Source organism: Dryocola clanedunensis subsp. sulfonylureivorans, assembly GCF_016756775.1.
GTDB classification, from domain to species: Bacteria; Pseudomonadota; Gammaproteobacteria; order Enterobacterales; family Enterobacteriaceae; genus Dryocola; species Dryocola clanedunensis.
Window position 1 is genome coordinate 62,303 of the sequence record NZ_JAERMU010000005.1, and the last position, 26,272, is coordinate 88,574.

Annotated in this window: 21 protein-coding genes; 5 read left to right on the plus strand and 16 right to left on the minus strand. The window is 54.2% G+C overall.

From position 1 onward, the window contains the following. Positions 1–9 precede the first annotated feature (9 nt). Both HYQ67_RS06385 and HYQ67_RS06390 read right to left on the minus strand, forming a co-directional pair. Entirely contained in the window at positions 10–1,164 is a 1,155-nt protein-coding gene (locus HYQ67_RS06385) for an efflux RND transporter periplasmic adaptor subunit (protein WP_202302498.1), read from the minus strand. A gap of 112 nt (positions 1,165–1,276) precedes the next feature. Then, positions 1,277–4,387 carry an efflux RND transporter permease subunit gene (locus tag HYQ67_RS06390; protein ID WP_202302500.1) on the minus strand — a complete coding sequence of 1,037 codons (3,111 nt, stop codon included), beginning with the start codon at positions 4,385–4,387 and terminating at the stop codon, positions 1,277–1,279. Between the two features lie 237 nt (positions 4,388–4,624). Between HYQ67_RS06390 and envR the strand changes: the two genes are divergently transcribed. Further along, entirely contained in the window at positions 4,625–5,242 is a 618-nt protein-coding gene (envR, locus tag HYQ67_RS06395; protein ID WP_202302503.1) for an acrEF/envCD operon transcriptional regulator, read from the plus strand. Positions 5,243–5,560: 318 nt separating this feature from the next. Here the strand turns inward: envR and chbG are convergent, their stop codons facing one another. The 11 genes from chbG to putP all read right to left on the minus strand — a co-directional run bounded on the left by chbG (position 5,561) and on the right by putP (position 17,699). After that, a complete protein-coding gene (chbG, locus tag HYQ67_RS06400; RefSeq protein ID WP_202302505.1) occupies positions 5,561–6,322 on the minus strand; it encodes a chitin disaccharide deacetylase in 762 nt (253 codons plus the stop codon). An 88-nt stretch (positions 6,323–6,410) separates the two neighbouring features. Next, complete coding sequence (locus tag HYQ67_RS06405) at positions 6,411–7,754, minus strand: 6-phospho-beta-glucosidase (RefSeq protein ID WP_202302507.1); 1,344 nt, start codon at positions 7,752–7,754, stop codon at positions 6,411–6,413. A 98-nt stretch (positions 7,755–7,852) separates the two neighbouring features. After that, positions 7,853–8,692, minus strand: a complete 840-nt coding sequence (gene chbR / locus HYQ67_RS06410; RefSeq protein WP_202302509.1) for a transcriptional regulator ChbR — start codon at positions 8,690–8,692, stop codon at positions 7,853–7,855. A gap of 14 nt (positions 8,693–8,706) precedes the next feature. Continuing rightward, a complete protein-coding gene (chbA, locus tag HYQ67_RS06415; RefSeq protein WP_202302511.1) occupies positions 8,707–9,054 on the minus strand; it encodes a PTS N,N'-diacetylchitobiose transporter subunit IIA in 348 nt (115 codons plus the stop codon). Positions 9,055–9,109: 55 nt separating this feature from the next. Next, on the minus strand, positions 9,110–10,468 hold the full coding sequence (chbC, locus tag HYQ67_RS06420; RefSeq protein WP_202302513.1) for a PTS N,N'-diacetylchitobiose transporter subunit IIC: 1,359 nt from the start codon (positions 10,466–10,468) through the stop codon (positions 9,110–9,112). An 85-nt stretch (positions 10,469–10,553) separates the two neighbouring features. Beyond that, complete coding sequence (locus HYQ67_RS06425; RefSeq protein WP_202302515.1) at positions 10,554–10,877, minus strand: PTS sugar transporter subunit IIB; 324 nt, start codon at positions 10,875–10,877, stop codon at positions 10,554–10,556. A gap of 274 nt (positions 10,878–11,151) precedes the next feature. After that, positions 11,152–11,940, minus strand: coding sequence for a phosphate starvation-inducible protein PhoH (gene phoH, locus HYQ67_RS06430; RefSeq protein WP_202302517.1), 789 nt, complete (start codon positions 11,938–11,940; stop codon positions 11,152–11,154). Between the two features lie 633 nt (positions 11,941–12,573). Further along, on the minus strand, positions 12,574–13,857 hold the full coding sequence (efeB, locus tag HYQ67_RS06435) for an iron uptake transporter deferrochelatase/peroxidase subunit (RefSeq protein ID WP_202302519.1): 1,284 nt from the start codon (positions 13,855–13,857) through the stop codon (positions 12,574–12,576). A gap of 5 nt (positions 13,858–13,862) precedes the next feature. Next, the gene (gene efeO, locus HYQ67_RS06440; RefSeq protein ID WP_202302521.1) at positions 13,863–14,987 is read right to left on the minus strand and encodes an iron uptake system protein EfeO; all 1,125 of its coding nucleotides are present in this window, start codon (positions 14,985–14,987) and stop codon (positions 13,863–13,865) included. 63 nt (positions 14,988–15,050) lie between these two features. Then, positions 15,051–15,884, minus strand: a complete 834-nt coding sequence (gene efeU / locus HYQ67_RS06445) for an iron uptake transporter permease EfeU (RefSeq protein WP_202302523.1) — start codon at positions 15,882–15,884, stop codon at positions 15,051–15,053. A 306-nt stretch (positions 15,885–16,190) separates the two neighbouring features. Then, complete coding sequence (gene putP / locus HYQ67_RS06450) at positions 16,191–17,699, minus strand: sodium/proline symporter PutP (RefSeq protein WP_202302525.1); 1,509 nt, start codon at positions 17,697–17,699, stop codon at positions 16,191–16,193. Positions 17,700–18,180: 481 nt separating this feature from the next. On the opposite strand from putP, the gene putA reads away from it, so the two are divergent. Beyond that, on the plus strand, positions 18,181–22,143 hold the full coding sequence (putA, locus tag HYQ67_RS06455; RefSeq protein WP_202302827.1) for a trifunctional transcriptional regulator/proline dehydrogenase/L-glutamate gamma-semialdehyde dehydrogenase: 3,963 nt from the start codon (positions 18,181–18,183) through the stop codon (positions 22,141–22,143). 121 nt (positions 22,144–22,264) lie between these two features. Continuing rightward, positions 22,265–22,657 carry a lysozyme inhibitor LprI family protein gene (locus tag HYQ67_RS06460; protein ID WP_202302527.1) on the plus strand — a complete coding sequence of 131 codons (393 nt, stop codon included), beginning with the start codon at positions 22,265–22,267 and terminating at the stop codon, positions 22,655–22,657. Here HYQ67_RS06460 and rutR read toward each other — a convergent pair. Both rutR and HYQ67_RS06470 read right to left on the minus strand, forming a co-directional pair. Further along, complete coding sequence (gene rutR / locus HYQ67_RS06465; RefSeq protein WP_202302529.1) at positions 22,654–23,298, minus strand: HTH-type transcriptional regulator RutR; 645 nt, start codon at positions 23,296–23,298, stop codon at positions 22,654–22,656. The two genes, HYQ67_RS06460 and rutR, sit on opposite strands and share 4 nt — an antisense overlap. 175 nt (positions 23,299–23,473) lie before the next feature. Further along, complete coding sequence (locus HYQ67_RS06470) at positions 23,474–23,662, minus strand: con-10 family general stress protein (RefSeq protein WP_202302531.1); 189 nt, start codon at positions 23,660–23,662, stop codon at positions 23,474–23,476. Between the two features lie 390 nt (positions 23,663–24,052). Here HYQ67_RS06470 and wrbA point away from each other — a divergent pair, with 390 nt between their 5' ends. Together wrbA and HYQ67_RS06480 are read left to right on the plus strand one after the other, a co-directional pair. After that, entirely contained in the window at positions 24,053–24,649 is a 597-nt protein-coding gene (gene wrbA, locus HYQ67_RS06475) for an NAD(P)H:quinone oxidoreductase (protein ID WP_202302533.1), read from the plus strand. Between the two features lie 15 nt (positions 24,650–24,664). Further along, a complete protein-coding gene (locus HYQ67_RS06480) occupies positions 24,665–24,892 on the plus strand; it encodes a YccJ family protein (RefSeq protein ID WP_202302535.1) in 228 nt (75 codons plus the stop codon). Between the two features lie 89 nt (positions 24,893–24,981). Here the strand turns inward: HYQ67_RS06480 and agp are convergent, their stop codons facing one another. Continuing rightward, positions 24,982–26,229, minus strand: a complete 1,248-nt coding sequence (gene agp, locus HYQ67_RS06485; RefSeq protein WP_202302537.1) for a bifunctional glucose-1-phosphatase/inositol phosphatase — start codon at positions 26,227–26,229, stop codon at positions 24,982–24,984. Positions 26,230–26,272 lie beyond the last annotated feature (43 nt).

Here is a 26,272-nt window from a genome sequence, read left to right on the forward strand (position 1 = left end):
AAACTTACCTTAGCGGGTCTGAGCGGCAGCGCTGTCCGGCACTACCTGAACAGGAGCTCCCGGACGCACTCTTTGCAGCCCGCTGACAATAATCTGGTCGCCCGGCTGCACGCCTTTGGTCACCAGCCATTTATCGCCGATGGCCTGAGGAGCCACAATTTCACGCATCTGGGCGGTGTGGTTTTTATCGACCACCATCACCGTGGCGTCGCCGCGCGGGTTGCGGGTTACGCCCTGCTGCGGAACCAGAATGGCTGACGGCTGCACGCCTTCATCAATTTTTGCGCGAACGTACATGCCCGGCAGCAGCTGGAGCTGCGGGTTCGGGAAGACCGCACGCAGGGTGATGGAGCCGGTGGTCTGGTCGACGGTAACGTCGGAGAACTCAAGCTGGCCGCTGAGCGGATAGGGCTGGCCGTCTTCCATCACCAGCTGGACGGACGTTTTACCGTCGCCTTTTTTCAGGCTGCCCTGCTCGATAGACTGCTTAAGCTGCATAAAGTCGTTGCTGGACTGGGTAACGTCGACGTAGATCGGGTCGAGCTGCTGGACGGTCGCCATCGCCGTGGCCTGGCCGTTGGTGACCAGCGCCCCTTCGGTGACGCTGGATTTACCGATGCGTCCGTCAATAGGCGACGTGACTTTGGTGTAGGCCAGATTGATGCGGGCGTTATCCACGTCGGCTTTTGCAGCTTTGACTTCTGCATCCGCCTGCTCCGCCGTAGCAACGGCCTCATCGTATTCCTGCTGGCTGATGTATTTTGTGCCCAGCAGCGGAACGTAACGTTTAACCGTCAGGTGGGCGATCTTCGCCGCAGCCTGCGCTTTGGCAAGCGAGCCCTGCGCGCTGTTCCAGGCCGCCTGATAGGTCGCTGGGTCGATCTGATACAGAGACTGACCCGCGACAATATCGCTACCTTCAACAAAATTGCGCTTGAGGATAATACCGCTGACCTGTGGACGAACTTCCGCTACGCGGTACGCATCGGTACGCCCCGGAAGTTCAGTCGTCACGGATAACGGCGCAGCCTTAGCGGTAAAGACATTCACCTGTGCTGCCGGCATTTTCGCCTTTGCATCGCCGTTGTCATTACAGCCCGTGAGGAGTCCTGCAGTGATCAACAGCACGGAAGGCAGGATGATGAACTCGCCATATTTCTTCATTACGGTTCCTTAATAATACAAGCGTACAAATGCCCACAGGGGCAACGCTGAACATGATTCTCAAACAAAAGTGACGACCGGCGGGCCTCGGCCCACCGGCAACGGATCTCAGCTATTTCACTTTGCCAAAGCGGCGGCTTATCACGACAAAGAAGACCGGGACAAAGAAGATGGCCAGCAGCGTGGCGGACACCATGCCGCCCATTACCCCGGTCCCCACCGCGTTTTGCGCACCACTCCCCGCCCCGCTGCTGATAACCAGCGGAAGGACGCCGAGGATGAAGGCCAGTGAGGTCATGAGGATCGGACGCAGGCGCATACGCACCGCTTCGAGCGTGGCGTCGAGCAGTCCTTTGCCTTCTTTATCAATGAGATCTTTGGCGAATTCGACGATAAGAATGGCGTTCTTCGCCGACAGGCCGATGGTGGTCAACAGCCCCACCTGGAAATAAACGTCGTTATTGAGCCCGCGCAGGCTCGCCGCCAGCAGCGCGCCCACCACGCCAAGCGGCACGACCAGCATGACAGAGAAAGGTATCGACCAGCTTTCATAGAGCGCCGCCAGGCACAGGAACACCACCAGCAGCGAGATGGCGTACAGCGCAGGGGCCTGGTTGCCGGAGAGCCTTTCCTGATACGACATCCCCGTCCAGTCAAAGCCGATCCCCACCGGCAGTTTTGCCGCCATGTTTTCCATCAGCAGCATCGCCTCCCCGGTACTTTTACCCGGCGTGGATTCTCCGAGGATCTCCATCGACGGCAGGCCGTTGTAGCGTTCCAGACGAGGCGAACCGTAGATCCAGCGAGCGGTAGCGAAAGAAGAGAACGGCACCATCTGCCCGCTGCTGCCCCGCACGTACCAGCTATTGATATCCTGTGGCAGCATGCGGCTGGACGCCCGGCCCTGCAGGTAAACCTTTTTCACGCGCCCATGGTCGATAAAATCATTCACATAGGTGCTGCCAAGACCGGTAGCGATGGTCTGGTTAATATCTGAAATACTGACGCCCAGCGCCTGGGCTTTCTCCTGGTCAACGTCGAGTTTGAACTGCGGCGTATCTTCCAGCCCGTTTGGACGTACGCGGACCAGCACGTCCGGGCGTTTGGCGACCATGCCCAGCAGCTGATTTCGCGCCTGGGTAAGGGTATTGTGGCCAAGGCTGGCCTGGTCGATTAACTCGAAGTCAAAGCCGGTTGCGGTACCCAGCTCGGTGATTGCCGGCAGGTTAAAGGCAAAGACCAGGCCATCTTGGATCTGACTGAACGCGCGGGTGGCACGTCCGACAATGGCCGTGACTTCGTTTTCTTTGCCCTTACGCTCTGACCAGTCTTTCAGACGCACAAACGCCAGACCGTTGTTCTGGCCCTTGCCGCTAAAGCTGAAGCCGTTAACGGTGAATACCGATTCAACGTTGGCGGCCTCTTTGGTCAGATAGTAATGCGTTATCTGGTCCATGATTTTTTCGGTGCGTGCCTGAGTCGCCCCGGCAGGCAGCGTCACCATGGTCAGGAACACACCCTGATCCTCTTCGGGCAGGAATGAGGTTGGGAGATGCAGGAACAACATCGCCATACCAGCGACAATCAGCAGGTACACCACCATATAGCGACCGGTACGTTGCAGAATGCCGCGCACGCTATCGGTGTAGTGATGCGTGCTTTGTTCAAAACGGGCGTTAAACCAGCCGAACAGCCCGCTTGTCGTGCCGTGGCTGCCTTTGGGTACAGGTTTGAGAAGCGTGGCGCACAAAGCGGGTGTGAGGATCAGCGCAACCAGAACGGACAGCGCCATTGCAGAAACGATGGTGATAGAGAACTGACGATAGATAACCCCGGTTGACCCTCCAAAGAAGGCCATCGGAATGAACACCGCGGAGAGCACCATCGCAATGCCGACCAGCGCGCCCTGGATCTGCGTCATGGATTTCTGGGTAGCTTCTTTCGGCGGCAGCCCTTCCTCCGCCATGACGCGCTCGACGTTTTCCACCACCACGATGGCGTCATCCACCAGCAGGCCTATCGCCAGCACCATGCCGAACATCGTCAGGGTGTTAATGGAGTAGCCGAAGGCCGCCAGGATCGAGAACGTCCCCAGCAGCACGACGGGCACGGCAATCGTTGGGATCAGCGTCGCACGGAAGTTCTGCAAAAACAGATACATGACGAGAAACACCAGCACGATGGCTTCAATCAGCGTTTTAAAGACTTCACGAATAGAGATCTTAACGAACGGCGTTGTGTCGTAGGTGTAAACCACTTTCAGCCCGTGCGGGAAATAAGGTTCCAGCTTGTTCATCTGTTCCTGAACTGCTTTCGCCGTATCCAGAGCGTTCGCCCCGGTGGCTAATTTAATCCCCAGACCGGCTGCGGGTTTGCCATTGTAGCGGGCAACAATGTTGTAGTTTTCCCCACCCAGCTCGATGCGGCTCACATCGCGCAGCTCTACTTTAGCGCCGTCCGGCTGCACTTTGAGCAGGATATGGCCAAACTCTACCGGGTCGCGTAGCCGGGTCTGAGCAATGATAGAGGCGTTCAGCTGCTGGCCGGGAATAGCCGGCGTTCCGCCTAATTGCCCGGCGGCAACCTGAGCGTTCTGGGTTTTGATCTGATTAATGACGTCGAGGGTCGTCAGCTGGTACTTGTCGAGCTGGTTAGGGTCGAGCCAGATACGCATGGCGTACTGGGCGCCAAATAGCTGCACGTCCCCTACGCCAGCGGTACGGCTGATGGGATCTTTAATGTTAGAGGAGATGTAATCCGCAATATCGTCCTGGCTCATGCTGCCGTCGTCGGAGATAAAGCCGGCGACCATCAGGAAGCTGCTGGAGGATTTTTTGACGCTAATCCCCTGCTGCTGTACTTCCTGCGGCAGCAGCGGCATGGCGAGCTGAAGTTTGTTCTGTACCTGCACCTGGGCGATATCCGGATCGGTACCGGACTGGAAGGTGAGCGTGACGGTCACGCTGCCGGACGCATCGCTGGTAGAGGACATGTACATCAGGTTATCGAGGCCATTCATATTCTGCTCAATGACCTGCGTCACCGTATCCTGAACCGTGCTGGCATCCGCACCAGGATAAGTGGCATTAATGGCTACCGCCGGTGGCGCAATCGTTGGATACTGTGCAACCGGCAAATTAAGAATAGAAAGCACGCCGGCCAGCATCAAAATGATTGCCAGCACCCAGGCAAATATGGGGCGCTCGATAAAAAACTTCGCCATGAGATTTTTTCCCTGTTAACGGACGTCTGCTGCAATAGATATAGGGAGCGTCAGCTTAACAGAGGGTTTCAGGATTAATTATTCATGCCTGAATGTATAAAGTTTGCACTGATGCTGGACTTCTTAATAGTTAAGTTTCACAATCTGAGAATTATTCACCGGTCATATTTAAAATCAGTGAAATATATAATTATTTGTTAATTCCTGTAACCAATTCCCTGAGGGAGTTAATTTATCATGGCAAGAAAAACCAAAGCTGAGGCGTTAAAAACGCGTCAGCACCTGATTGATGTCGCCATTACGCTGTTTGCCGAACAAGGCGTATCAAGCACGACCCTTGCGGACATTGCTGACGCAGCGGGCATGACGCGCGGTGCCATCTACTGGCACTTCGACAGCAAGATTTCCCTGTTTAATGAAATCTGGAATCTCCAGGAAAATGTAACACAGGAAATAAGAAGAAAACTAAATACACATCTTAAAGATGATGGCCTGAGTTTATTACGCGAATTGATGATCGAAACGCTGCGTATCATTGCCCGCGATCCACGCCAGCATCAGTTATTACAAATTCTATACCATACGTGCGAATTTAACGGCGAGATGTATAGTGAAAAAGAAATTCGCGAGCGGCTGTGGTTTAACCGGGAAAGATTCAGAAAGCTGTTGCAAAATTGTATTTCAAAAGGGCAGGTTCCGGTTAATACCAATATCGAATTACTGACAACAATTGTTCACGGTTATTTTAGCGGTATCGTGAAAAACTGGCTGATGCAGCCGGAGAACCTCGATCTGTACGAGCAGGCACCGGAGCTGGTGGACAACATTCTGCTGCTGGCGCGGAAATCGATTTAAACAGCATTGGTGGATGACGCTTACGCTTATCCCCCCTACAAATCCTTGCTTTACGTAAACCGGATATGCTTTGCGCCATCCGGCATAGCTACCAAAAAAGGTGGATGACGCTGACGCTTATCCCCCCTACAAATCCTTGCTTTACGTAAACCGGATATGCTTTGCGCCATCCGGCACGGCTACCAAAAAGGTGGATGGCGCTTACGCTTATCCCCCCTACAAATCCTTGCTTTACGTAGGCCGGATAAGCGCAGCGTCATCCGGCGTTATCCAGCCTGCATATAAAGAAAGGCAATGCACCCGGCATTGCCTTTTTTGTTATAAATCTTTAAACGACCCCAGCCGGTAGCCGCGTTCGGCAATCGCCTTTCTCAACGATCCGGAAGTGAGCACGTCCATCTCCGCAAGGCGCGGATAGCAATATTTACTGGCAAGGATCGTGTTGTCGATAAACGAAGGGTGGCACATGATCTCCAGGGAGTGCTCGTTGCGCGCGCTGCTGCGCTCAAGCGTCTCGAGGAACAGCGCCTCGCTAATGGCGTCGCCATAAAAACCGCTGTCGAAGCCCTGGCTGCTTTTCGCCCCCTGTAGCTGCATTTCACCTTTGCGCAGATCGTCGCGGTCGATGCGGATCGCAATCCCCTTCTCTTTCGCGAACGCTTCCACTATCGGGAAAATTTGCGGGATCATGTGGACGTGGTGGTGGCTGTCGAGATGCGTTGGCAGCCGGCCAAAAAGATCGATAAAGCGCGCAAACTGACATTCCAGCTCGTGCTCTATTTCATCCAGCGGCAGCGTGCCCGCTTCGCCCATCTCCCAGATCCATTTGCCCAGCTCGCCGTTTTCACGGGTCAGCCCCGGCATGGCGGAAAGCGGACGGCCCAGCGTCAGCACAAAGTGCATGCCCACGGCCAGATCGGGATGCGCCTTGCTCAGCTCCGCGGCGTGCACGATGCCCGCCGCATTAACCATTGCGGTGGTGGACGTCACCACGCCATGGCTGAACGCCTCGATAATGCCGTAGTTCTGCGCCTTGCAGAGGCCAAAATCATCGGCATTGACGATCAATAACTTTTCCATACAGGCTTTCCTTTTGTCGGATGACGCTATGTCCCGCCCTGCTGCACCCGTGTAGGGTGGATAAGCGTAAGCGTCATCCACCGTGAGGTTATTTCAGACCCGCAATGGTGCCTGCGAAGTTAGGCAGCAGTGCTTCGTGCGCCAGCAGCATGTCCCGAGCCAACCTTTCCGCGTCTTTATCGGAATGGATCAGCGGACTGAGATTCAGCGCCAGCAGCACATCATTGAATTGACCGCTTAACGCCGCTTCGCTTGCCGCGATTTCAAAGCCTTTGATGGTGTACACCAGGCCCAGCACTTTCTCATCAAAATGTTTGATGCGCGGCGAAGGCGTTGCGCCGTCGCGACCGATAGTGCAGGTCATTTCGATAGCCCAGTCTGCCGGGATATTGTCAATATGGCCCTTGTGCGGGAAGTTAACGTAGTGCTCGGTCTGCTTGTCGTTGTAAATCGCGCTGATGACTTCGCACGCCGCGTCGGAATAGTACGCACCGCCACGCAGCTCCAGCTCTTTAGGCTTCACGTCCAGATTTGGATCTTTATACAGCTCGAACAGCTGCTTCTCGACCTGCTGTACCACCGTTGCACGAGCGCCGCCTTTGTAGAACTCGCCCATTTCGATCGCCAGCATCTCTTTTGGCTTGAAGTAGTAAAGCAGATAAGAGCAAGGCAGCAGGTTCAGCGAACGAATCAGCCCTTCGCTGAACGGCAGGTCAAAGATGTTTTTCACACCGCTTGGCTTCAGCGTACCGGACGCCACGCCGTCCAGCAGTTCGGCAAAACGTGATTCGCCGTTAACCAGCACATCACGGATAAACACCAGGTGGTTCAGGCCGAACAGATCGATGTTCAGCTCGTCCTCCGGCTTCACCTTCAGCACGTCCTGAATGAACATCTTCATGCCCACCGGGATGTTGCACACGCCGATAAACTTCTTGAAGTTGGTGTGGCGGAAGACGGCTTCCGTCACCATACCGGCCGGGTTGGTGAAGTTAATAACCCAGGCGTTCGGGCAGATTTCTTCCACGTCTTTAATGATGTCGAAAATCACCGGAATGGTGCGCAGGCCTTTGAACAAGCCGCCCGCGCCGTTGGTCTCCTGGCCAAGATAACCCTGGCTTAGCGGAATACGCTCGTCCAGCTCACGCGCTTTTAACTGCCCTACTCGCAGCTGGGTGGTGACAAAATCAGCGTCAACCAAAGCTTCGCGGCGATTCAGGGTTTTGTAGATAGCAATCGGGACACCCGCATGTTCCACCATACGCAGACAGAGGTCGAAAATAATATCCTGCTTCTCTTTTCCGGCTTCAACATCCACCAGCCACAGTTCCGTGATGGGTAATTCGTCGTAACGCTTAATAAAACCTTCAAGTAATTCTGGGGTATAGCTGCTTCCGCCACCAATAGTGACCACTTTCAGTTTTTTGCTCATAGGAACTCCCGTACAATCTCATTGCACTATAAATTAAAGACCGCGTTATAGATGAATAAACGATGATTAAATTTAATCTGAATGAATTCACCTACAGACTAGTTATTGATACTGCACAATTGCTTGCGGTAATGCTTTGGCGTGAATGACGTTAGCTTCTTAAAGTTTTTAATAAACATGCTCGGGCTGCTGTAACCTGATTCAAAAGCAATATCAGTCACCGAGTAATTGGTTATCTCCAGCTGCTTTTTAGCAAAATCAATGCGGATTTCATTAATAATCTGCATCGGCGTTTTGCCATAATGACGCTGGGTTGCGCGAGTCAGATACTCCTGCGACTTCCCGGATAACTCAACCATATTGGCCAGCGCTTTATCGCCAAAGCGAGCTTTGTCATGCATTTTCTCGACGGTAATCTTCAGCCACACAGGAATATCCGTAATCACTTCAGATTCCCGATGGTGGCGTAACCGATTAACGATATAAAAGGTCACCACTTCTAAAAACTCATTAAACTCCCCGTTTCTGAAGTTTAGCGAGGCAATCACCGATTCAATATAAGTCAGGAATTCATTCTTAACCTGGTAAACCTGTGATGCCACAAAGCGCGGTGGTAATAACGGTAAGTAGTGCTGTTCAAAAAACGCTTTGCTGATACCCACATTTAATATTCTGGTGGCACCAAATTCATAATAGCTCTGGTGGTTAGATCCCAGCGGGATAAAAACAAAATCTCCGCGCTCTAACAGCACCCGCTTGCCGTTAATATCCTGGTAATATCGCCCGGTCAGCACTACGGTAAATTCGTAGTAGTCATGTTCATGCAGCCCGGAGATGCTCTCTACTTTGTTGTAGATAAAAACGTGGAAATTTTGACCATCGAAGAGTTGATTTTCGCGTGCTGTCTTGATTTCCATGCTCAGTACCGGTGTCTGCATTATGACTCCCTACGTTATTTTATTTTTTCATGAAGCTCAATGAGTTCGGTCACGAGTTCACGTGCAAGCATGGAAGTCATCAGATGATCCTGTGCGTGGACCAGCACCAGACTGACTTTTGTTTTCCCTTCACCCTGGTCGCCTTCAATCAATTTGGTCTGCACCAGATGCGCTTCATTCAACGCCAGGCGGGATTTGCCCATCAGCTCTTTCGCCTGCTCAAAATCTCCTGCCTTTGCCTGCTTCAGTGCGGCGTAGGCCAGGCTGCGCGCCTGTCCTGAGTTGATGATTAAGCCCATTACAACTTCTTCAAGATCCTGAACTTCGTCGTCCGTCTCTACAATATCGTCTAAATCAAACATGTTTCTTTCCCTTTAAGTCTGCGGGTAGCGGGGAGGCGCACCTCCCCGTGCCGGATTAGAATTTCAGTGCGTTCGCAATATCTTCTTCGCTTTCTTCTTCTTCGATGACCGCCTGCGCTTTGTTCGACAGGATGACGAATGGCATGTAGACCAGCGTCGAAACCCCCAGGTTGAACAGCGCGACTATCAGGGCGGCAATGCTGCCGTTAGAGTTGAAGAAGGCGCCAAGGCCGGTTGGCATCACCCACGGAGCCAGGTTTGTCACCGGTGGAATAATGCCCATGGAGTACGCCGCGAGCGTGATGGCTGCCAGAATCGGCTGGATCAGCACGAACGGGATGAACATCACCGGGTTCATGATGATTGGCAGACCGAACAGGATTGGCTCGTTAATCTGGAAGATGCCGGAAGGCAGCGCCAGCTTAGCCACCTGCCGATGGTCAGCGCGGCGTGAGACAATAAAGATAGCGATGATAAGACCCAGCGTCGCCCCGGAACCGCCCAGCAGGATGTAGGAGTCGAGCATTGGTTTTGCCCAGAAGTGGAACTGTTTACCGGCGTCGATTGCTGCCTGTACAGAACCATACTGGTTGTAGATAGCAATGTTCTCCAGCGCCCACGGGGTCATGATGCCGTTATCCAGCGCGGTCAGCGCCAGTGAACCATGCACGCCGAAGAACCACAGCAGGGAGTTGAAGATTACATACGCCCAGCCTACAACGGCCCCCATCGACGCCAGCGGCGTTGAGATGGAGTCCATAATGATCTGGTGGAAGTTACTGCCGTAGCTGGCCAGCAGCCAGGAAATAATCCCGAAAATAGACAGAATAATAAAGCCTGGAATGATCGCCGAGAATGAACGAGAAACGGAGGTCGGCACGCTGTCTGGCAACGTAATAACCCAGTTGCGGCGAATAACAAAGGTAAACAGCTCTGCGACAACCAGACCAATAATAATACCAGAGATAATATTCTGACCGCCTAACCAGTTAGCACCAACGGCATAAGCTTCGCCCACGCTATATGGGGTGACGGTCATAAATGCAGCGACGGATAATAAGCCTGCTGCCATTGGGTCGACTTTCCTTTCCTCAGCCAATGCCATGCCAATGAAAAAAGGAGCCATCAATGACATTATGCCCAACGTACCGTTGTACACGTTGCCGCCGATGGCTTTTAACCCATTGAGGGTTTCAATAGTCGAGGGATCTAAACGAACACCTAAAGAATAAAAGAATGAACCAGCACCAAAACTTAAAAATACGTTATTGATGAGAACAAACATTGCCCCCGCCAGCGTTAACGGCATTAACTTAATAAAACCATTTTTAATTGCGTTAACGTGGGGTTGTTTTCCTATTTTGACGGCAAAAGGAAGGAGTACCTTTTCAAGTGAATCAATGACTTTACTCATTTGCAGTTTCCTTTAATGCCGCCGGGTCGGCGGCCAGGGTGTGTAAGGTCGTTCTTTGACGGAAAAATAAAAACAAAAATGAATTTTAATTATTTGCTGCTGCTTTCTTGATTGACGCGACGGCCGCTTTCAGAACACCGAGTCCATCAACTTTGCCGTACATTGCCGAGTCAATAACTTCAACCGGCTTGTTCGGTAATATTTTTTGAATTTCTGGCAGCATGTAAGCAATTTGTGGGCCGAGCAGAACCAGATCCGCTACGCCGCCCTTTTCGCCTGCCAGGGTTTCAGGAAATGCTTCAATAATGACCGGAACCTCATACTTCTCGGCCTGGGCCTTCATTTTAGACACCAGAAGAGAAGTGGACATGCCGGCGGAGCAAAACAGGTAGATAACTTTCTTTTCCATGATGAAATCCTCATATTCCAGTAGGTTGCAGGTCAGACAAAGGTCCTTCTTTATCATTGTGTTGACGGGCCAATAGCCGAAAATTTAAAAGTACTGATTGTCTCTGCTTGAGTCGAGTATACGGCATCGCAGTAGACCAGGATAATTCTTGTGATTCAAAAATTGTCTCTCCTTGACCAATCATTTTGACAACCCTCACATTTCGGGTAAATAATTCGCGCAAATAAAAAAGCCCAAACGGAGTTTGGGCTTTTCAAATCGTTAACAATCAGTATCAATCGTAAGCGTTTAACGTCCTCTGGCACAGCGCCGAGCGGACACAATCCTGCTTGCCAAATCTGACTACACCCACCATCTCATCTTCTTCAAAGCGCGCCAGCGCATCGCTAAGACCAGACTGCACACCCGCAGGTAAATCACACTGCGTGATGTCGCCGTTGACGATAACCGTGACGTTTTCCCCGAGGCGAGTCAGGAACATTTTCATCTGCGCTGCGGTAACGTTCTGCGCCTCGTCAAGGATCACCACCGCATTTTCAAAAGTACGTCCGCGCATATAGGCGAACGGCGCAATTTCAACTTTACCGATTTCGGGACGCAGGCAGTACTGCATGAAAGACGACCCCAGTCGCCGCACCAGGATGTCGTACACCGGGCGGAAGTAAGGAGCGAATTTTTCCGAAATATCCCCGGGCAGGAAGCCGAGATCTTCGTCAGCTTGCAGGACCGGTCGGGTGACAATTATCCTGTCGACATCCTTATGAATCAGGGCTTCAGCGGCTTTCGCCGCGCTGATATACGTTTTACCGCAGCCGGCTTCACCGGTGGCAAATATCAGCTGTTTTCTCTCGATGGCGTTAAGATAGTGCTCCTGAGCTTCGTTTCGCGCGGCTATTGGCGAGTTGTCGCGGCAATCTCTTGCCATGCCAATAGATTCCACGCCGCTCATCTGCACAAGCGATGTGACCGATTCCTCTTCACGTTGCCTGTGGCTCCGCGAATCTCGTCTCAGCACACGTTTTGCTTCACGACGAGCTTTGATCACTGCTTTCTGTCTTCCCATGGATGGCACCTTACAGTTGGTTTCATTTCCCGCGTCACTGTGGTGTACGCGATTATGCTCACTAACGGATGAGGTTTGGCTTCCTTGTAAGCCATGAACTGCCGGTTGAGATGATGCGCCAGTCAGACGGCAGGCGTCGCTTAGCACATCGTTAATACGTTGAGTGGAGGTGGATTCAGGATATTGAGCGGTGAAGATAGCGAAGCCGGAGGAGAAACCTCCGCGCTGGTTTGTGCGGGTAAGATGTTTTTTGAGCCGTCCACTACAGGACCCTACCATTCGCGATCTCCATTGTGATTGAACTTCACAGCCGGGAACTACCGCTCATGCTTTAAGTACATCAAAAATTATCTAAAACGCAACATCATTTTTACTTTAATTCAACATAAGCGCATCGCGGCGCGAGTGCAATGGTTATGTCATAGTAATATTACAATTTTATATCAAAGGGATAGTCATACGAATTTATTATTTTCTGCGCCGGGGCAAATTGTTAGCAAATGAAAAATTAGCAGGGAAAGGATGAGTGATTTTGTAGAGCCGGGACGCCCTCACCCCAGCCCTCTCCCCCAGGAGAGGGAGAACACCGATCAGTCCCCTCTCCCTTGAGGGAGAGGGTTAGGGTGAGGGGGATTAAGCCTCCAGCAGCCCCTGCCCCAGATAATGCTGCTTATCCGGCACGCCCGGCAGTGCGAAGAAGTAGCCGCCGCCGATGGGCTTCACGTATTCTTCCAGCGCTTCACCGTTCAGCCGCTTCTGTACGGTCAGAAATCCTTTTTCCAGATCGTGCTGATAGCAGACAAACAGCAGCCCCATATCGAGCTGGCCTGACTTTGAAACGCCAAGTGAATAACTGTAGCCGCGACGCATCATCAGGTTGGACTGCGTCTCTTTGGTACGCGGGTTCGCCAGACGAATATGGGCGTCCAGCGCAATGATGTTGCCATCCGGGTCAGCGGCGTAGTCTGGCTCATCGTGCTCATTCTTCATGCCCAGCGGCGCACCGCTGTGCTTGTCGCGACCAAAGATCGTTTGCTGCTCCTTGAGCGGCGTGCGATCCCAGAATTCAACGTGAAACTGGATGATGCGGATAGCCTGATAGCTTCCGCCCGTACTCCACGCTGGTTCACCCTGCTCTTTCGTGACCCATACCACGTCGTCCATCAGCGGCTTATTGCTGCTGTCCGGGTTAGCCGTGCCGTCTTTAAAGCCCAGCAGGTTGATTGGCGTCTCTTTGCCGCGGCTGCGCGCGGCATGGTTAGAGATGAAACCTTCCCGTTTCCAGCGCACGCTCAGTAAATCCGGCGTGTGCTTGATGATATCGCGCAAGGCGTGAATGACCGTGTCGGTAGTGTTGGCGCAAATCTGTAGCAGCAGGTCGCCGTGGCACAGGCTTGCGTCCAGGGAGTCATTGGCGAACCGCTCCATTTTTTGCAGCTTAGCTGGCTTCTGCTCTTGCAGGCCGTAGCGATCGTCAAATAATGAGTTGCCCACGGACAGGGTTATCGTCAGGTTATCCGGGTATATCTCGGCCCCCAGAATGCCGGAGTCCATCGGCGGCAGGCGCGGATTAGGCGTGTCCGGTGCGGCGCCCCCGGTGGTAAGAAAGTCAAAACGAGACGACAGAAGGCGAAACAGCCGTTCAAGTTCGGCTTTGTCCGCAGCCAGGACATCGAAAGCCACCAGCATCATTGAAGCCTGCTGTGGCGTCAGGATCCCCGCCTGATGCGGCCCGTAAAACGGCTGTTTTTCCCTCCGCGCATCGGGTGGAAGCGTGCCGGGAGATGTCTCATTTTTTGCCGCATGGGTGACAGGGCAGCCTCCCGCTACGGCAAAAGCGCCCCCGAGGGCGCCCAACGTTTTCAGTAACCGGCGGCGCGCAGGCATATGCGCGCCATTTTTTGTTTTATCATCCATAACGCTTAGTCCAGGCCCAGTACACCACGCAGCTGCGACAAGTCTTCTGCCAGTGCCGTCACCGGCCCTTTCAGCGCGTTACGGTCAGCGTCCGTCAGCTTGTCGTAAGTTTCATAGCCGTCTTTGGTGCGGTATTTCGCCAGAATAGTGTCCACTTTTTTGAAGTTCGCATCGACCTTCGCCAGCAGCGGCGCATTGTCTTTACTCAGCATTGGGCGGAGCAGGTCGACAATCTTCTGTGCGCCATCGACGTTAGCCTTGAAATCCCACAGATCCGTATGGCTGTAGCGATCTTCTTCACCGCTGATTTTGCTTGCGGCAACTTCTTCAATCAGGCCGGCGGCTCCGCCAACCACTTTGCTCGGCGGGAACGCCAGCTCAGAGATGCGGGTTTGCAGATCCAGCACGTCGGTATTCAGCTGGTCTGCGTATTTTTCCATGCCCTTAGTGGAGTTATCGCCAAACAGCGCTTTCTCCAGACGGTGGAAGCCGGTGAATTTCGGGTCGTTAGCTTTCTGCTCGTAATCATCTTCACGAGCGTCAATGCTGCCGTCCAGGTCAGAGAACAGCTCGGCGATGGGTTCAATACGCTCGTAGTGCTGGCGCGTCGGCGCGTACAGGGATTTCGCTTTTTCGATGTCCCCCGCTTTCACCGCGTCGGTAAACGCTTTGGTGCCTTTGACCAACTCTGCAACTTCGGCGGTGACGTAGGCTTTGTATTCAGTAATCGGCCCCGTTAATGCCATCAGGTCGTTCTTAGGGGCAGCCTGATCGCCTGCTGCCTTCACCACCAGCTTACCTTTCGGGTTGCTAAGCAGGCCACAGGTCATGTCGTACTCACCCGCCTGCAGGTTGGCGGTCATCTTCTGGGAGAAGCCTGGCGCGATGTTTTCACGCTCTTCCACCACCATAACGCCCTTAAGAATTTCCCACTCCAGCGCTTTCTGGCTGTTGTTCTGGATGATGAACTGTGTTTTGCCCGCGTTAACCGTAATGTTCATCGGCTCACACTGTTTATCCGTAACGGTAACTTTTACCTGAGGAACATCCGCGGCCTGCACAGCAAAGGCAGATGAAACGAGGGTGAACAGCGCAGCGTGCAAAGCCTTACGGCGAAAATGTGTAGTCATGGCCAATCCCTTTAAAACATTAGTATGTTGTAACTAAGTGGCAGTATCCCCGCCACAAGCAGATTAACGAGCGTTATTTGTCGCCTGATTACTCAGCCGCGGCGGCATGGTGAACAGCACCAGGGCCGGAATAAGGTAGATAAAGTAAACGGCCACTTCGCTGACGGTCGGCGCTTCCTGGTAACCGAAGATACCTTCCAGCAGCGTACCGGTCAGAGAATGGGTGGAAAGAATGTTACTCAGATCGAAAGCTATGTCCTGGAAGTGGTTCCACAGGCCCGCTTCGTGGAAGGCGCGAATCGCCCCTGCCGCAAGCCCTGCCGCTACCAGCAGAATAAACAGGCTGGTCCACTTGAAGAATGCGCCCAGGTTCAGGCGAATGCCGCCCCAGTAGATCAGGAAGCCAAGCACGATGGCCGTTGCCAGACCGAGCATCGCCCCCAGCGGCGGCATGATGCCCACGTCCTGCTGGAATGCTGCCAGCAGAAAGAACACCGACTCCAGGCCCTCGCGGGCAACCGCGAAGAAGACCATGCCGATCAGCGCCCAGCCGTGGCTGCCTTTGTTGTTCAGCGCGTTGTCCACCGCCTGTTCAAGCTGGACCTTCACGTTGCGCGAAACTTTACGCATCCAGAACACCATCCAGGTGAGGATCACGACGGCGACGACCGCCACAATACCTTCAAACAGCTCCTGCTCTTTTTGCGGGAACTCTCCGGTGGTTTCATTGATGAAGATGCCGAGCGCCAGGCAGAGCGCGGCGGCAGCCACTACCCCAACCCACATCACGCCAATCCACTGGCCGCGCTGGGTGCGTTTTAGATAGCTGGCAATCAGGCTGACAATCAGCGCCGCTTCCAGCCCTTCGCGTAACATGATGAGAAACGGAACAAACATCCAGTGCACCTCTGGTGTGAAGTCAGGTCAATCAGGGTAAAGAAAAGTAAAAAGAAGAACGATAGTGATTATCATTACCGCAAAAAGAAATACAAGCGGCTTCGTCGGGTTATTTATATCCAGATGTAAAAAAGGCCGGGAAGCCCGGCCTTAGAAAACTTATTTGCTCGTTATTAGGGGAAACCTGGGGTCAGGTTCCCGGAGGGACGCCTTACCCCAGGGTCGCCCCGGATATCTCGGGACAACAGGCGAGACTTTTACGGCGTATTGTGCTGCCGCTTATCCGACCTAACAGACTACTGGCAGTTACTCAGCCTGCAATTTAGAAGGTGCTACCGAGTGGTAGATCTCATCTGCATCCGCAAAGCGCTTGCTCATCGCAGCAGATGGCGCTTTGCCCGCCAGGCTGACCAGCACGATACCGATGCTGGCGAAGAGGAACCCAGGGATAATTTCGTACAGCCCCAGCCATGCAAACTGCTTCCAGACGATCACGGTCACCGCACCGATAATCATGCCGGCCAGCGCGCCGTTACGGGTCATACGTGACCACAGTACGGAGAACAGGATCACCGGACCAAAAGCGGCACCGAATCCTGCCCATGCGTAGCTCACCAGACCCAGCACTCGGTTCTCTGGATTAGCGGCCAGGGCAATGGCAACCAGCGCAACGACCAGCACCATAATACGCCCCACCCACACCAGCTCTTTCTGACCCGCACCTTTGCGGAAGAATGCTTTGTATAAATCCTCGGTAATGGCGCTGGAGCAAACCAGCAGCTGACAGCTCAGGGTCGACATGACCGCTGCCAGAATCGCCGACAGCAGGATGCCTGCAATCCACGGGTTGAACAGAAGCTGTGCCAGCTCGATGAACACACGCTCGCTGTTCTGGCTAACGCCACCGGCCAGCGCCGGGTTGTTGCTGAAGTAGGCGATACCAAAGAAGCCAACCGCACAGGCCCCGCCCAGACAAAGGATCATCCAGGTCATGCTGATACGACGCGCGTTGACGATAGTATGGTGGGAATCTGCCGCCATAAAACGAGCCAGAATGTGCGGCTGCCCAAAGTAGCCAAGGCCCCAGCCCATCAGCGAGATGATGGCAACAAAGTTCAGCCCTTTCAGCATGTCGACGTTCTCGATGCTTTTTTGCTTGATGACCATCAGAGAATCATCCAGGCCGCCCACCGCCATGATAACCATGATCGGGGTAAGGATCAGGGCAAAGAACATCAGGCTGGCCTGCACGGTATCGGTCCAGCTGACTGCCAGGAACCCACCCACAAAGGTATAGAGAATGGTAGCGGCGGCACCGGCCCACAGCGCCGTTTCGTAGCTCATACCAAAGGTGCTTTCAAACAGACGCGCCCCCGCAACGATGCCGGATGCACAATAGATGGTAAAGAACAGCAGAATAACGAGCGCGGAGATAATACGCAGCAGGCGGCTGCTATCTTCGAAACGCCCGGTGAAATAGTCCGGCAGCGTCAGCGCATTGTTGTTCAGCTCAGTGTGAACACGCAGGCGGCCCGCGACCAGTTTCCAGTTGATATAAGCCCCTACGGTCAGCCCGATGGCAATCCAGCTTTCGGAGATACCGGAAAGAAATATCGCGCCGGGCAGGCCCATTAACAGCCAGCCGCTCATATCCGAAGCGCCGGCAGATAGCGCTGTGACCAGGCTACCGAGGCTACGTCCGCCGAGAATGTAGTCGTCAAAGTTTTTCGTTGAGCGCCAGGCGATAAACCCTATCAATATCATGCCAAAGATATAAACAAGGAAAGTCACCAGCATTGGTGTACTCATGGTCATGCTTCTTCTCCAGATTTATTTACCGGCTACTTTTTAACCGTATTTGCCGGTAGCGCCTCACCGGAACGCGGTGCGGCTTGTTGTTGTGTCGGTGTCCGACCGTAGCCTGACGGAAGCCTTATTTATTCACAGACGTTTTAACACGTCATTTACAATAAATTCACCCTGTAAAAACCGACTTTTTCCCGTAGGTTGCACTCGCTCACGCTTTTCATGGTTGCACCTACAGAAAGTGTTAACTATGTCGGCTATTTCACCCCGTCTGCAATGGACTAATCAGATCAATTTCTTATTTAACTATTTAACAATCCCACTCTTTTCCCGACCTGTTATCTGGCTCACATTTAACAAGGTTGCACAAAGTTGCAACATGGTAGATATTGCCGGATAACTTTCATCAACCACCAATTTATTCTCCCGAATCAGGCGAGTGGCCGCATGGCAATGGCTCGTAGCATGACGGGGAATGGGAGTCTCAGGCATGGGCACCACCACCATGGGCGTTAAACTCGACGAAGCTACCCGCGAACGAATCAAATACGCCGCATCACGCATTGACCGCACGCCACACTGGCTCATTAAACAGGCCATATTCAATTATCTTGAACGCCTGGAAAATAACGACGAACTGCCTGAGCTACCTGCCCTGCTCGCCGGCGCCGCTAACGAAAGTGATGAAAGCGCACCGGTTGTGGAAGAGACGCAGCAGCCATTCCTCGATTTTGCCGAGCAGATCCTGCCCCAGTCCGTTTCCCGCGCCGCGATTACCGCCGCGTGGCGACGCCCGGAAACTGACGCCGTGCCGATGATTCTGGAACAGGCCCGTTTACCCCAGTCCATTGCCGAACAAACCCACAAACTCGCGTACCAACTTGCTGAAAAGCTTCGTAATCAGAAGAGTGCGTCTGGCCGGGCGGGCATGGTACAAGGTTTGCTGCAAGAATTCTCCCTTTCCTCGCAGGAGGGGGTGGCGCTGATGTGCCTGGCGGAAGCGCTGCTGCGTATCCCGGACAAGGCCACGCGCGATGCGTTAATCCGTGACAAGATAAGCAACGGCAACTGGCACTCCCACATTGGCCGCAGCCCGTCGCTGTTCGTGAACGCCGCCACCTGGGGCCTGCTGTTTACCGGTCGCCTGGTCTCCACCCATAACGAAGCGAGCCTCTCCCACTCCCTGAATCGCATCATCAGCAAGAGCGGCGAGCCGCTGATCCGCAAGGGTGTGGATATGGCGATGCGCCTGATGGGCGAGCAGTTTGTGACCGGCGAAACCATTTCTGAAGCGCTGGCGAATGCCCGTAAACTCGAAGAGAAAGGCTTCCGCTATTCCTACGATATGCTCGGAGAAGCCGCGCTGACGGCGGCCGACGCGCAGGCGTATATGGTCTCCTACCAGCAGGCCATTCACGCCATAGGTAAAGCGTCTAACGGGCGCGGTATTTATGAAGGCCCGGGTATCTCAATTAAGCTCTCTGCTCTGCATCCGCGCTATAGCCGCGCACAGTACGATCGCGTAATGGAAGAGCTTTACCCACGGCTGAAGTCCCTGACGCTTCTGGCGCGCCAGTACGATGTCGGGCTTAACATCGACGCCGAGGAGGCCGATCGCCTTGAGATCTCTCTCGACCTGCTGGAAAAACTTTGCTTTGAGCCAGAGCTGGCGGGCTGGAACGGCATCGGATTTGTGATTCAGTCCTATCAGAAGCGCTGTCCGTTCGTTATCGATTATCTGATCGATCTCGCCAGCCGAAGCAGCCGCCGTCTGATGATTCGCCTGGTGAAAGGCGCATACTGGGACAGCGAAATCAAACGCGCGCAGATGGAGGGGCTGGAAGGCTATCCGGTTTATACCCGTAAGGTGTATACCGATATCTCTTACCTGGCCTGTGCGAAAAAACTGCTTACCGTACCGAATCTCATTTACCCGCAGTTTGCCACCCATAACGCCCATACCCTGGCAGCGATTTATAACCTCGCCGGACAGAACTACTATCCAGGCCAGTACGAGTTCCAGTGCCTGCACGGCATGGGTGAGCCACTCTACGACCAGGTTGTCGGTAAAATTAGCGATGGCAAACTGAATCGCCCCTGCCGTATTTATGCGCCGGTAGGCACCCACGAGACGCTGCTGGCCTATCTGGTCCGTCGCCTGCTGGAAAACGGGGCTAACACCTCGTTTGTTAACCGCATCGCCGACAACACGCTGCCGCTGGATGAGCTGATCGCCGATCCGGTTACGGCCACTGAGGCGCTGGCCAGTAAAGAGGGTCAGCTCGGTTTGCCGCACCCGAAAATTGCCTTACCCAAAGACCTTTACGGTGCGGACCGCAGCAACTCCGGCGGTCTGGATCTGGCAAACGAACACCGCCTCGCGTCGCTCTCCTCAGCCCTGCTCAACAGCGCGGCGCAGAAGTGGCAGGCGTTGCCAATCCTTGAAGAAGCCGTTGACGAAGGTGAGTTGGTCGCCGTTAAGAACCCGGCAGAGCCGAACGATATTGTTGGCTTTGTGCGAGAGGCGAGCAAAGAAGAGGTTTCCCGTGCGCTGGAAAGCGCGGTGAACAACGCGCCAATCTGGTTTGCTACGCCTGCGCAAGAACGCGCCGCTATCCTTGAGCGCGCGGCGGTGATTATGGAAGGCCAGATGCAGCAGCTCATCGGCATTCTGGTGCGTGAAGCGGGGAAAACCTTCAGCAATGCGATTGCCGAAGTGCGTGAAGCGGTTGATTTCCTGCATTACTATGCAGGCCAGGTACGTCACGATTTCGATAACGAAACGCACCGTCCGCTTGGGCCGGTCGTTTGTATCAGCCCGTGGAACTTCCCGCTGGCTATTTTCACCGGCCAGATTGCCGCAGCCCTGGCCGCAGGCAACTGCGTGCTGGCTAAACCCGCCGAGCAAACCCCGCTGATTGCCGCTCAGGGCATTGCCATCCTTCTGGAAGCCGGCGTGCCTGCGGGCGTACTGCAGCTGCTGCCTGGCCGTGGCGAAACCGTTGGCGCACAGCTAACCGGCGATGCCCGCGTGCGCGGCGTGATGTTCACCGGCTCAACCGAAGTCGCCACTCTGCTGCAGCGCAACATCGCAGATCGCCTGGATCCGCAGGGTCGTCCGACGCCGCTGATTGCCGAAACGGGCGGCCTGAACGCCATGATTGTGGACTCCTCCGCGCTGACCGAACAGGTCGTGGTGGACGTGGTGGCATCCGCGTTTGATAGTGCGGGCCAGCGCTGCTCCGCTCTGCGCGTGCTGTGCATCCAGGAAGATGTCGCCGAACACACGCTGCAAATGCTGCGTGGCGCAATGGCAGAATGCCGGATGGGTAACCCAGGCCGCCTGACGACGGATATCGGCCCGGTTATCGATGCGCAAGCGAAAGAGAACATTGATAAGCACATCCAGGGGATGCGTGCGAAAGGCCGTAAGATTTTCCAGGCCGCGCGTGAAGTCGATATGGATGTGAAAGAGTGGCAAAGCGGCACCTTCGTAGCGCCTACGCTCATCGAGCTGGACAGCTTCGACGAGATGCAGAGAGAGATCTTTGGCCCGGTGCTGCACGTGGTGCGCTACAACCGCAACAATCTTGAGGCGCTGGTCGAGCAGATTAACGCGGCGGGCTACGGCCTGACGCTCGGCGTGCATACCCGTATCGATGAAACTATCGCTCAGGTGACCGGTTCAGCCCACGTGGGCAATATGTACGTGAACCGCAACATGGTCGGCGCGGTCGTAGGCGTCCAGCCGTTTGGCGGTGAAGGCCTGTCCGGGACTGGCCCGAAAGCAGGCGGCCCGCTTTATCTGTATCGCCTGCTGGCTAACCGCCCCGAAACGGCGTTGCTGACCACATTTAACCGTCAGGATGCCGAACTGCCCGTCGACACCACGCTGAAAGCCAGCCTGCAGGAAGCGCATCAGGCGCTCACCGAATGGGCTGCCGCTCGAGGCGAACTTCAGACTCTTTGTCAGCGCTTCGGCGAGCAGGCACAAAGCGGGACGCTGCGCCTGCTGCCAGGCCCAACGGGCGAGCGTAATACCTACGCGCTGATGCCGCGTGAACGCGTATTGTGCATTGCTGATAGCGAGCAGGATGCGCTGGTGCAGCTGGCCGCAGTCACAAGCGTAGGCAGCCATGCGCTCTGGGCTGATGACAAACTGCATCGCGATCTGGCTAAACTGCTGCCTGCGCTGGTACAGCAGAAAATTGATTTTGCCAAAGCGGAAACGCTGCTGGAACAGCAGTTTGATGCGGTTATCTATCACGGGGATTCCGATCAGCTGCGCGAACTGTGCGGGAAAGTCGCCGCCCGTGAGGGAGCGATTGTTTCCGTACAGGGCTTTGCCCGGGAAGAAACTAATCTGCTGCTGGAACGTCTGTACGTAGAACGTTCGCTGAGCGTCAACACCGCCGCGGCGGGTGGCAACGCCAGCCTGATGACAATCGGCTAAGTTTTCACTACTCTTTCGTAGCGTTATGAGGTGGATAAGCAGCGGCGTTATCCACCTTTAATCATCCCGGCGGGTGACGCTCTGCTTGCCCGCCCTACGAAAATCATCAGGAAAAGTTGACATGAAACGCGTTAGTTTACTGATTGCTGGCTTGCTGCTGAGCGCCAACGTGCTGGCCGACAGCTGCGACAACGAAACCTCGCAGGCCGGGCTGAATGAGTGCTACGGAAAAGAGTACAAAAAACAGGATGATTTACTGAACCAGACCTACGGACAGGCCATGAAACTCGGCACCGATGCCCAAAAAGCCCAGTTGAAAAGCGCGCAAAAAGCGTGGATTGCCTTTCGCGATGCCGACTGTGCTTTCCTCTCTTCCGGGGCTGACGGCGGATCCGTGGCGCCAATGGTGCACGCCCAGTGCATGACAGATAAAACCGTTGAGCGCACAGAGCTGCTTAAAAGCACGCTGCACTGCGATGAAGGCGACGTCAGCTGCGTCTTTCCCCCGCGCTAACGCACCCGAATCCCTTCGATAATCATCCGCTGCACGTTCTCTACCGTGCGGCGGAAAAACTCTTCATCACTCAGATTACTGCCGGTCACCGCTTCCACCTGGCTTGCGAAATCCGCGTAGTGTTGGGTTGTGGCCCACAGCATAAAGATCAGATGATGCGGGTCGACATTCGCCAGTTTGCCGCTGGCAACCCAGCCGGCAATAATCGCCGACTTGTCTTCCACCAGCGTTTTTAAATCCCCGGTCAGCTCTTCTTTTAACAGCGGCGCGCCCTGCAGCATTTCAAGGCAGAAGAGGCGTGAAGCCTGCGGATAGTCGCGGGACACCTCGAGTTTAAGGCGGATGTACTCGCCAATCGCCACCAGCGGCTCAAAATCCTCGCGAAAGGCACGCAGCGGCGCGAGCCAGATGTCCAGTATCTGCTTGAGCACCGCCACATACAGCGCTTCTTTGGAAGGATAGTAATAAAGGAGATTGGTCTTGGAGACGTCGGCCCGCTCTGCCACGCGCTCGATACTGGTGCCGTGAATACCGTACTGAGAGAAAAACTCCAGCCCTGCTTCGAGGATCGCCTGCTTTTTGGCGGCTACGGCCAGTGAACGTCGTCCGGTTTGTTTAGTCTGCACTGCGCCTGCGGCCATGCGCACTCTCCTTGAATCAATTTGATCCAAGCATAGCAAAGGTGTGGATTGACAACGACTTGTTTAAGGTGGCTTGCAACGGCGGACAATAAAAAAACCGCCGGACGGAACCGGCGGCGGGACATGCACTTAGCCATGATTTATCGAACTGCCAGGCTAATCGCTAAAGCTTCGGCTATTTGCTTTTGCTGCTACCGCTACTGCTGCCGTGGCTGTTTTTGCCCCCTTTCTGGCCTGCTTCTGATGCGCGCTGCGGGTCATTTTTGAAGTTCCCACCGCTATGCTGGCCACCTTTACGACCTGCTTCTGATGCTCTTTCACGGTCTTCAGCGAAATTACCTGAACCACCACGATGGTTTGCCATTTCTAACCTCCAGATTGGTGAAATCAATAAGTCATCATTCTGCATTCAGTAAAAGAGGATTCTTTCACTGCACGGCTTTGGCTTGCGCCGTCATCGTTGCCGCGTGAAATTAAGCTTAGTGCAGCAAGGTTAATTGACCAGTAGACGGTAATATTTTGCAACATGTAATCGCCAGAATGGGTGATTATTTGAGCGAAGCATTCATAAGATACTCTTATTTTTAGCGAAAAATGCTGCCGTTAAAACTGTGACCTGATGCTACATATTCGCCCTTCTCAGGCAGATTGTGATTTATCAAGGAAACCGCACTCTGGTTTGCACTCTCAGACACAGGGCATATCTTTAAGGGAGGGCAGCATAACGCTGCGGTAAACCCAGGAGTGAAGCAAGATGGCTAAAGTACTGGTGCTCTATTATTCAATGTATGGACATATCGAAACGATGGCTCACGCCGTGGCAGAGGGTGCCGAGAAGGTGGATGGTGCGGAAGTCATTATCAAACGCGTGCCGGAAACCATGCCGGGTGAGGCCTTTCTGAAAGCCGGGGGAAAAACGCAAAACGCCCCGCAGGCAACGCCGCAGGAGCTGGCCGAGTACGACGCCATCATTTTTGGAACCCCTACCCGCTTTGGCAATATGTCCGGCCAGATGCGAACCTTCCTCGACCAGACCGGTGGCCTGTGGGCATCCGGAGCGCTGTACGGCAAACTCGCCAGCGTCTTTAGCTCGACGGGAACCGGCGGGGGTCAGGAGCACACGATCTCTTCAACATGGACCACGCTTGCCCACCATGGGATGGTCATTGTGCCGATTGGCTATGCGGCACAGGAGCTGTTCGATGTCTCGCAGGTACGCGGCGGCACGCCTTATGGCGCAACAACCATTGCCGGAGCCGACGGTTCCCGTCAGCCAAGCGAGGAAGAATTATCCATCGCTCGCTATCAGGGCGAATACGTGGCGGGCCTGGCAGTCAAACTTAACGGTTAATTTCTGGAGAAGCATATGCCAACTCAAGAATCTAAAGCTCATCACGTGGGTGAATGGGCAAGTCTACGCAACACCTCGCCTGAGATAGCGGAAGCTATTTTTGAAGTGGCGAAATACGACGAAAAACTCGCGGAGAAAATCTGGGAGGACGGCAGCGATGAGGTGCTGCTGAAGGCGTTTGAGAAAACCGATAAAGACTCGCTGTTCTGGGGCGAACAAACTATCGAGCGGAAGAACGTTTAACGCAAAATCCCCCCGTAGCGGCGGGGGGATTTCATCCAGTAATACCGACATTCGTAGGTCGGATAAGCGAATGCGCCATCCGACAAAAACTATTTACCGGCCACCGTCTTGTTCAGCACTTCGGTAAATTTATCCCACGGGCAAAAACCATTCGCATCCGTCGGGCAGCCGGCGAGCTGCAATGTGACGCGCTGCGGCGGCTGCTGCAGGCTTAAGACTTCGCCTTTTCTCAGCTGATCGCTACTCTGATAGACGTATTCCACCTTCATCAGTTCACGGTTAGCATTTTGGTCGTGCCAGCGCTGGAACATAATCTTGCCGCCGATAGGCGTACGTTCGTTCTGCTCGGGCAGCTGATAAGGCTTAAAGTCCAGCGCCGTCAGCAGCGAAGCGATGTTCGAGTCATGCCCCACCAGCAGGGTCATTTTCGGCCCTTTCTCCGTCTGGCCCGCTAACGCCTTCTGAATATATTTCACCAGCGGTGCGGCAACGTTGCGGGCCACCTCCGGCGAGGTAAACAGCGTATCCTGATAGCCGTTTTTCAGCTGGGAAAGGACCTGCCACTGTTTGTCAGTTTTAATTTGCCCCCACGCCACCTGATCCAGCGGGAAGCCTTCGTAATACTGCAATGTAAAAGCATCAACCAGCGAATTGCCTACTTTTAGCGGCCCACTGACGCCCGGCTCTTCGGTAGCGTTGGCGCTGAATTTGTCCTTCGATGCCGTTAAGTCACACTGCTGCTTCTCTTTACAGGTTGGTGAGCTGCTGTAGGCGGTGACCTGTTCCAGCAGCTTATAGCTGTCGTCCAGCTTGTAGTGTTCGCGCTGGGTTTCCATCGCCTTAACCGCGGCCTGTTTAAATTCAGGCGAGTCATTGGTGATGACCGGGTTAAACGTTGGATCCATGGTGCCCATTTTTTCCTGATGATGGACAGGCACGTCACAGCCGGGGAATGCACCGGTGATAAAGAACTGCGCGGTGGCGACGGTGCGTTGCAGGCTGTTAGCATAGGCGTAAACACTCTGCGGCGTCGGGCACTCACCGCTCTTCACCAACCCCTGCTGCGCCAGCCATTCACGCATGTAGTGGCCCATATAGACCTCCAGCACGCCCCCTTTGGTGGTGAGCTGTCCGCCGGGAACGTCCCATTCAGGCCACGATTGCGCGGTGGATTGCTCCAGCACGCTGCCGTTATTGGCCAGCGGCGCGCGCAGGTTGTGGCGACTCATCAATAAAACCTGCTCAAGCTTGTAGCCATCCGGCGTGGCCTCAGCCTGCACCAGGCCTGGGGTAAAACAGGCCGTCATCAGCAGCGAGGTGATTATTTTTTTATTCATCCCTTATTCCTCAAGAGGTTATTACAGCAATAGCGACGCCCTG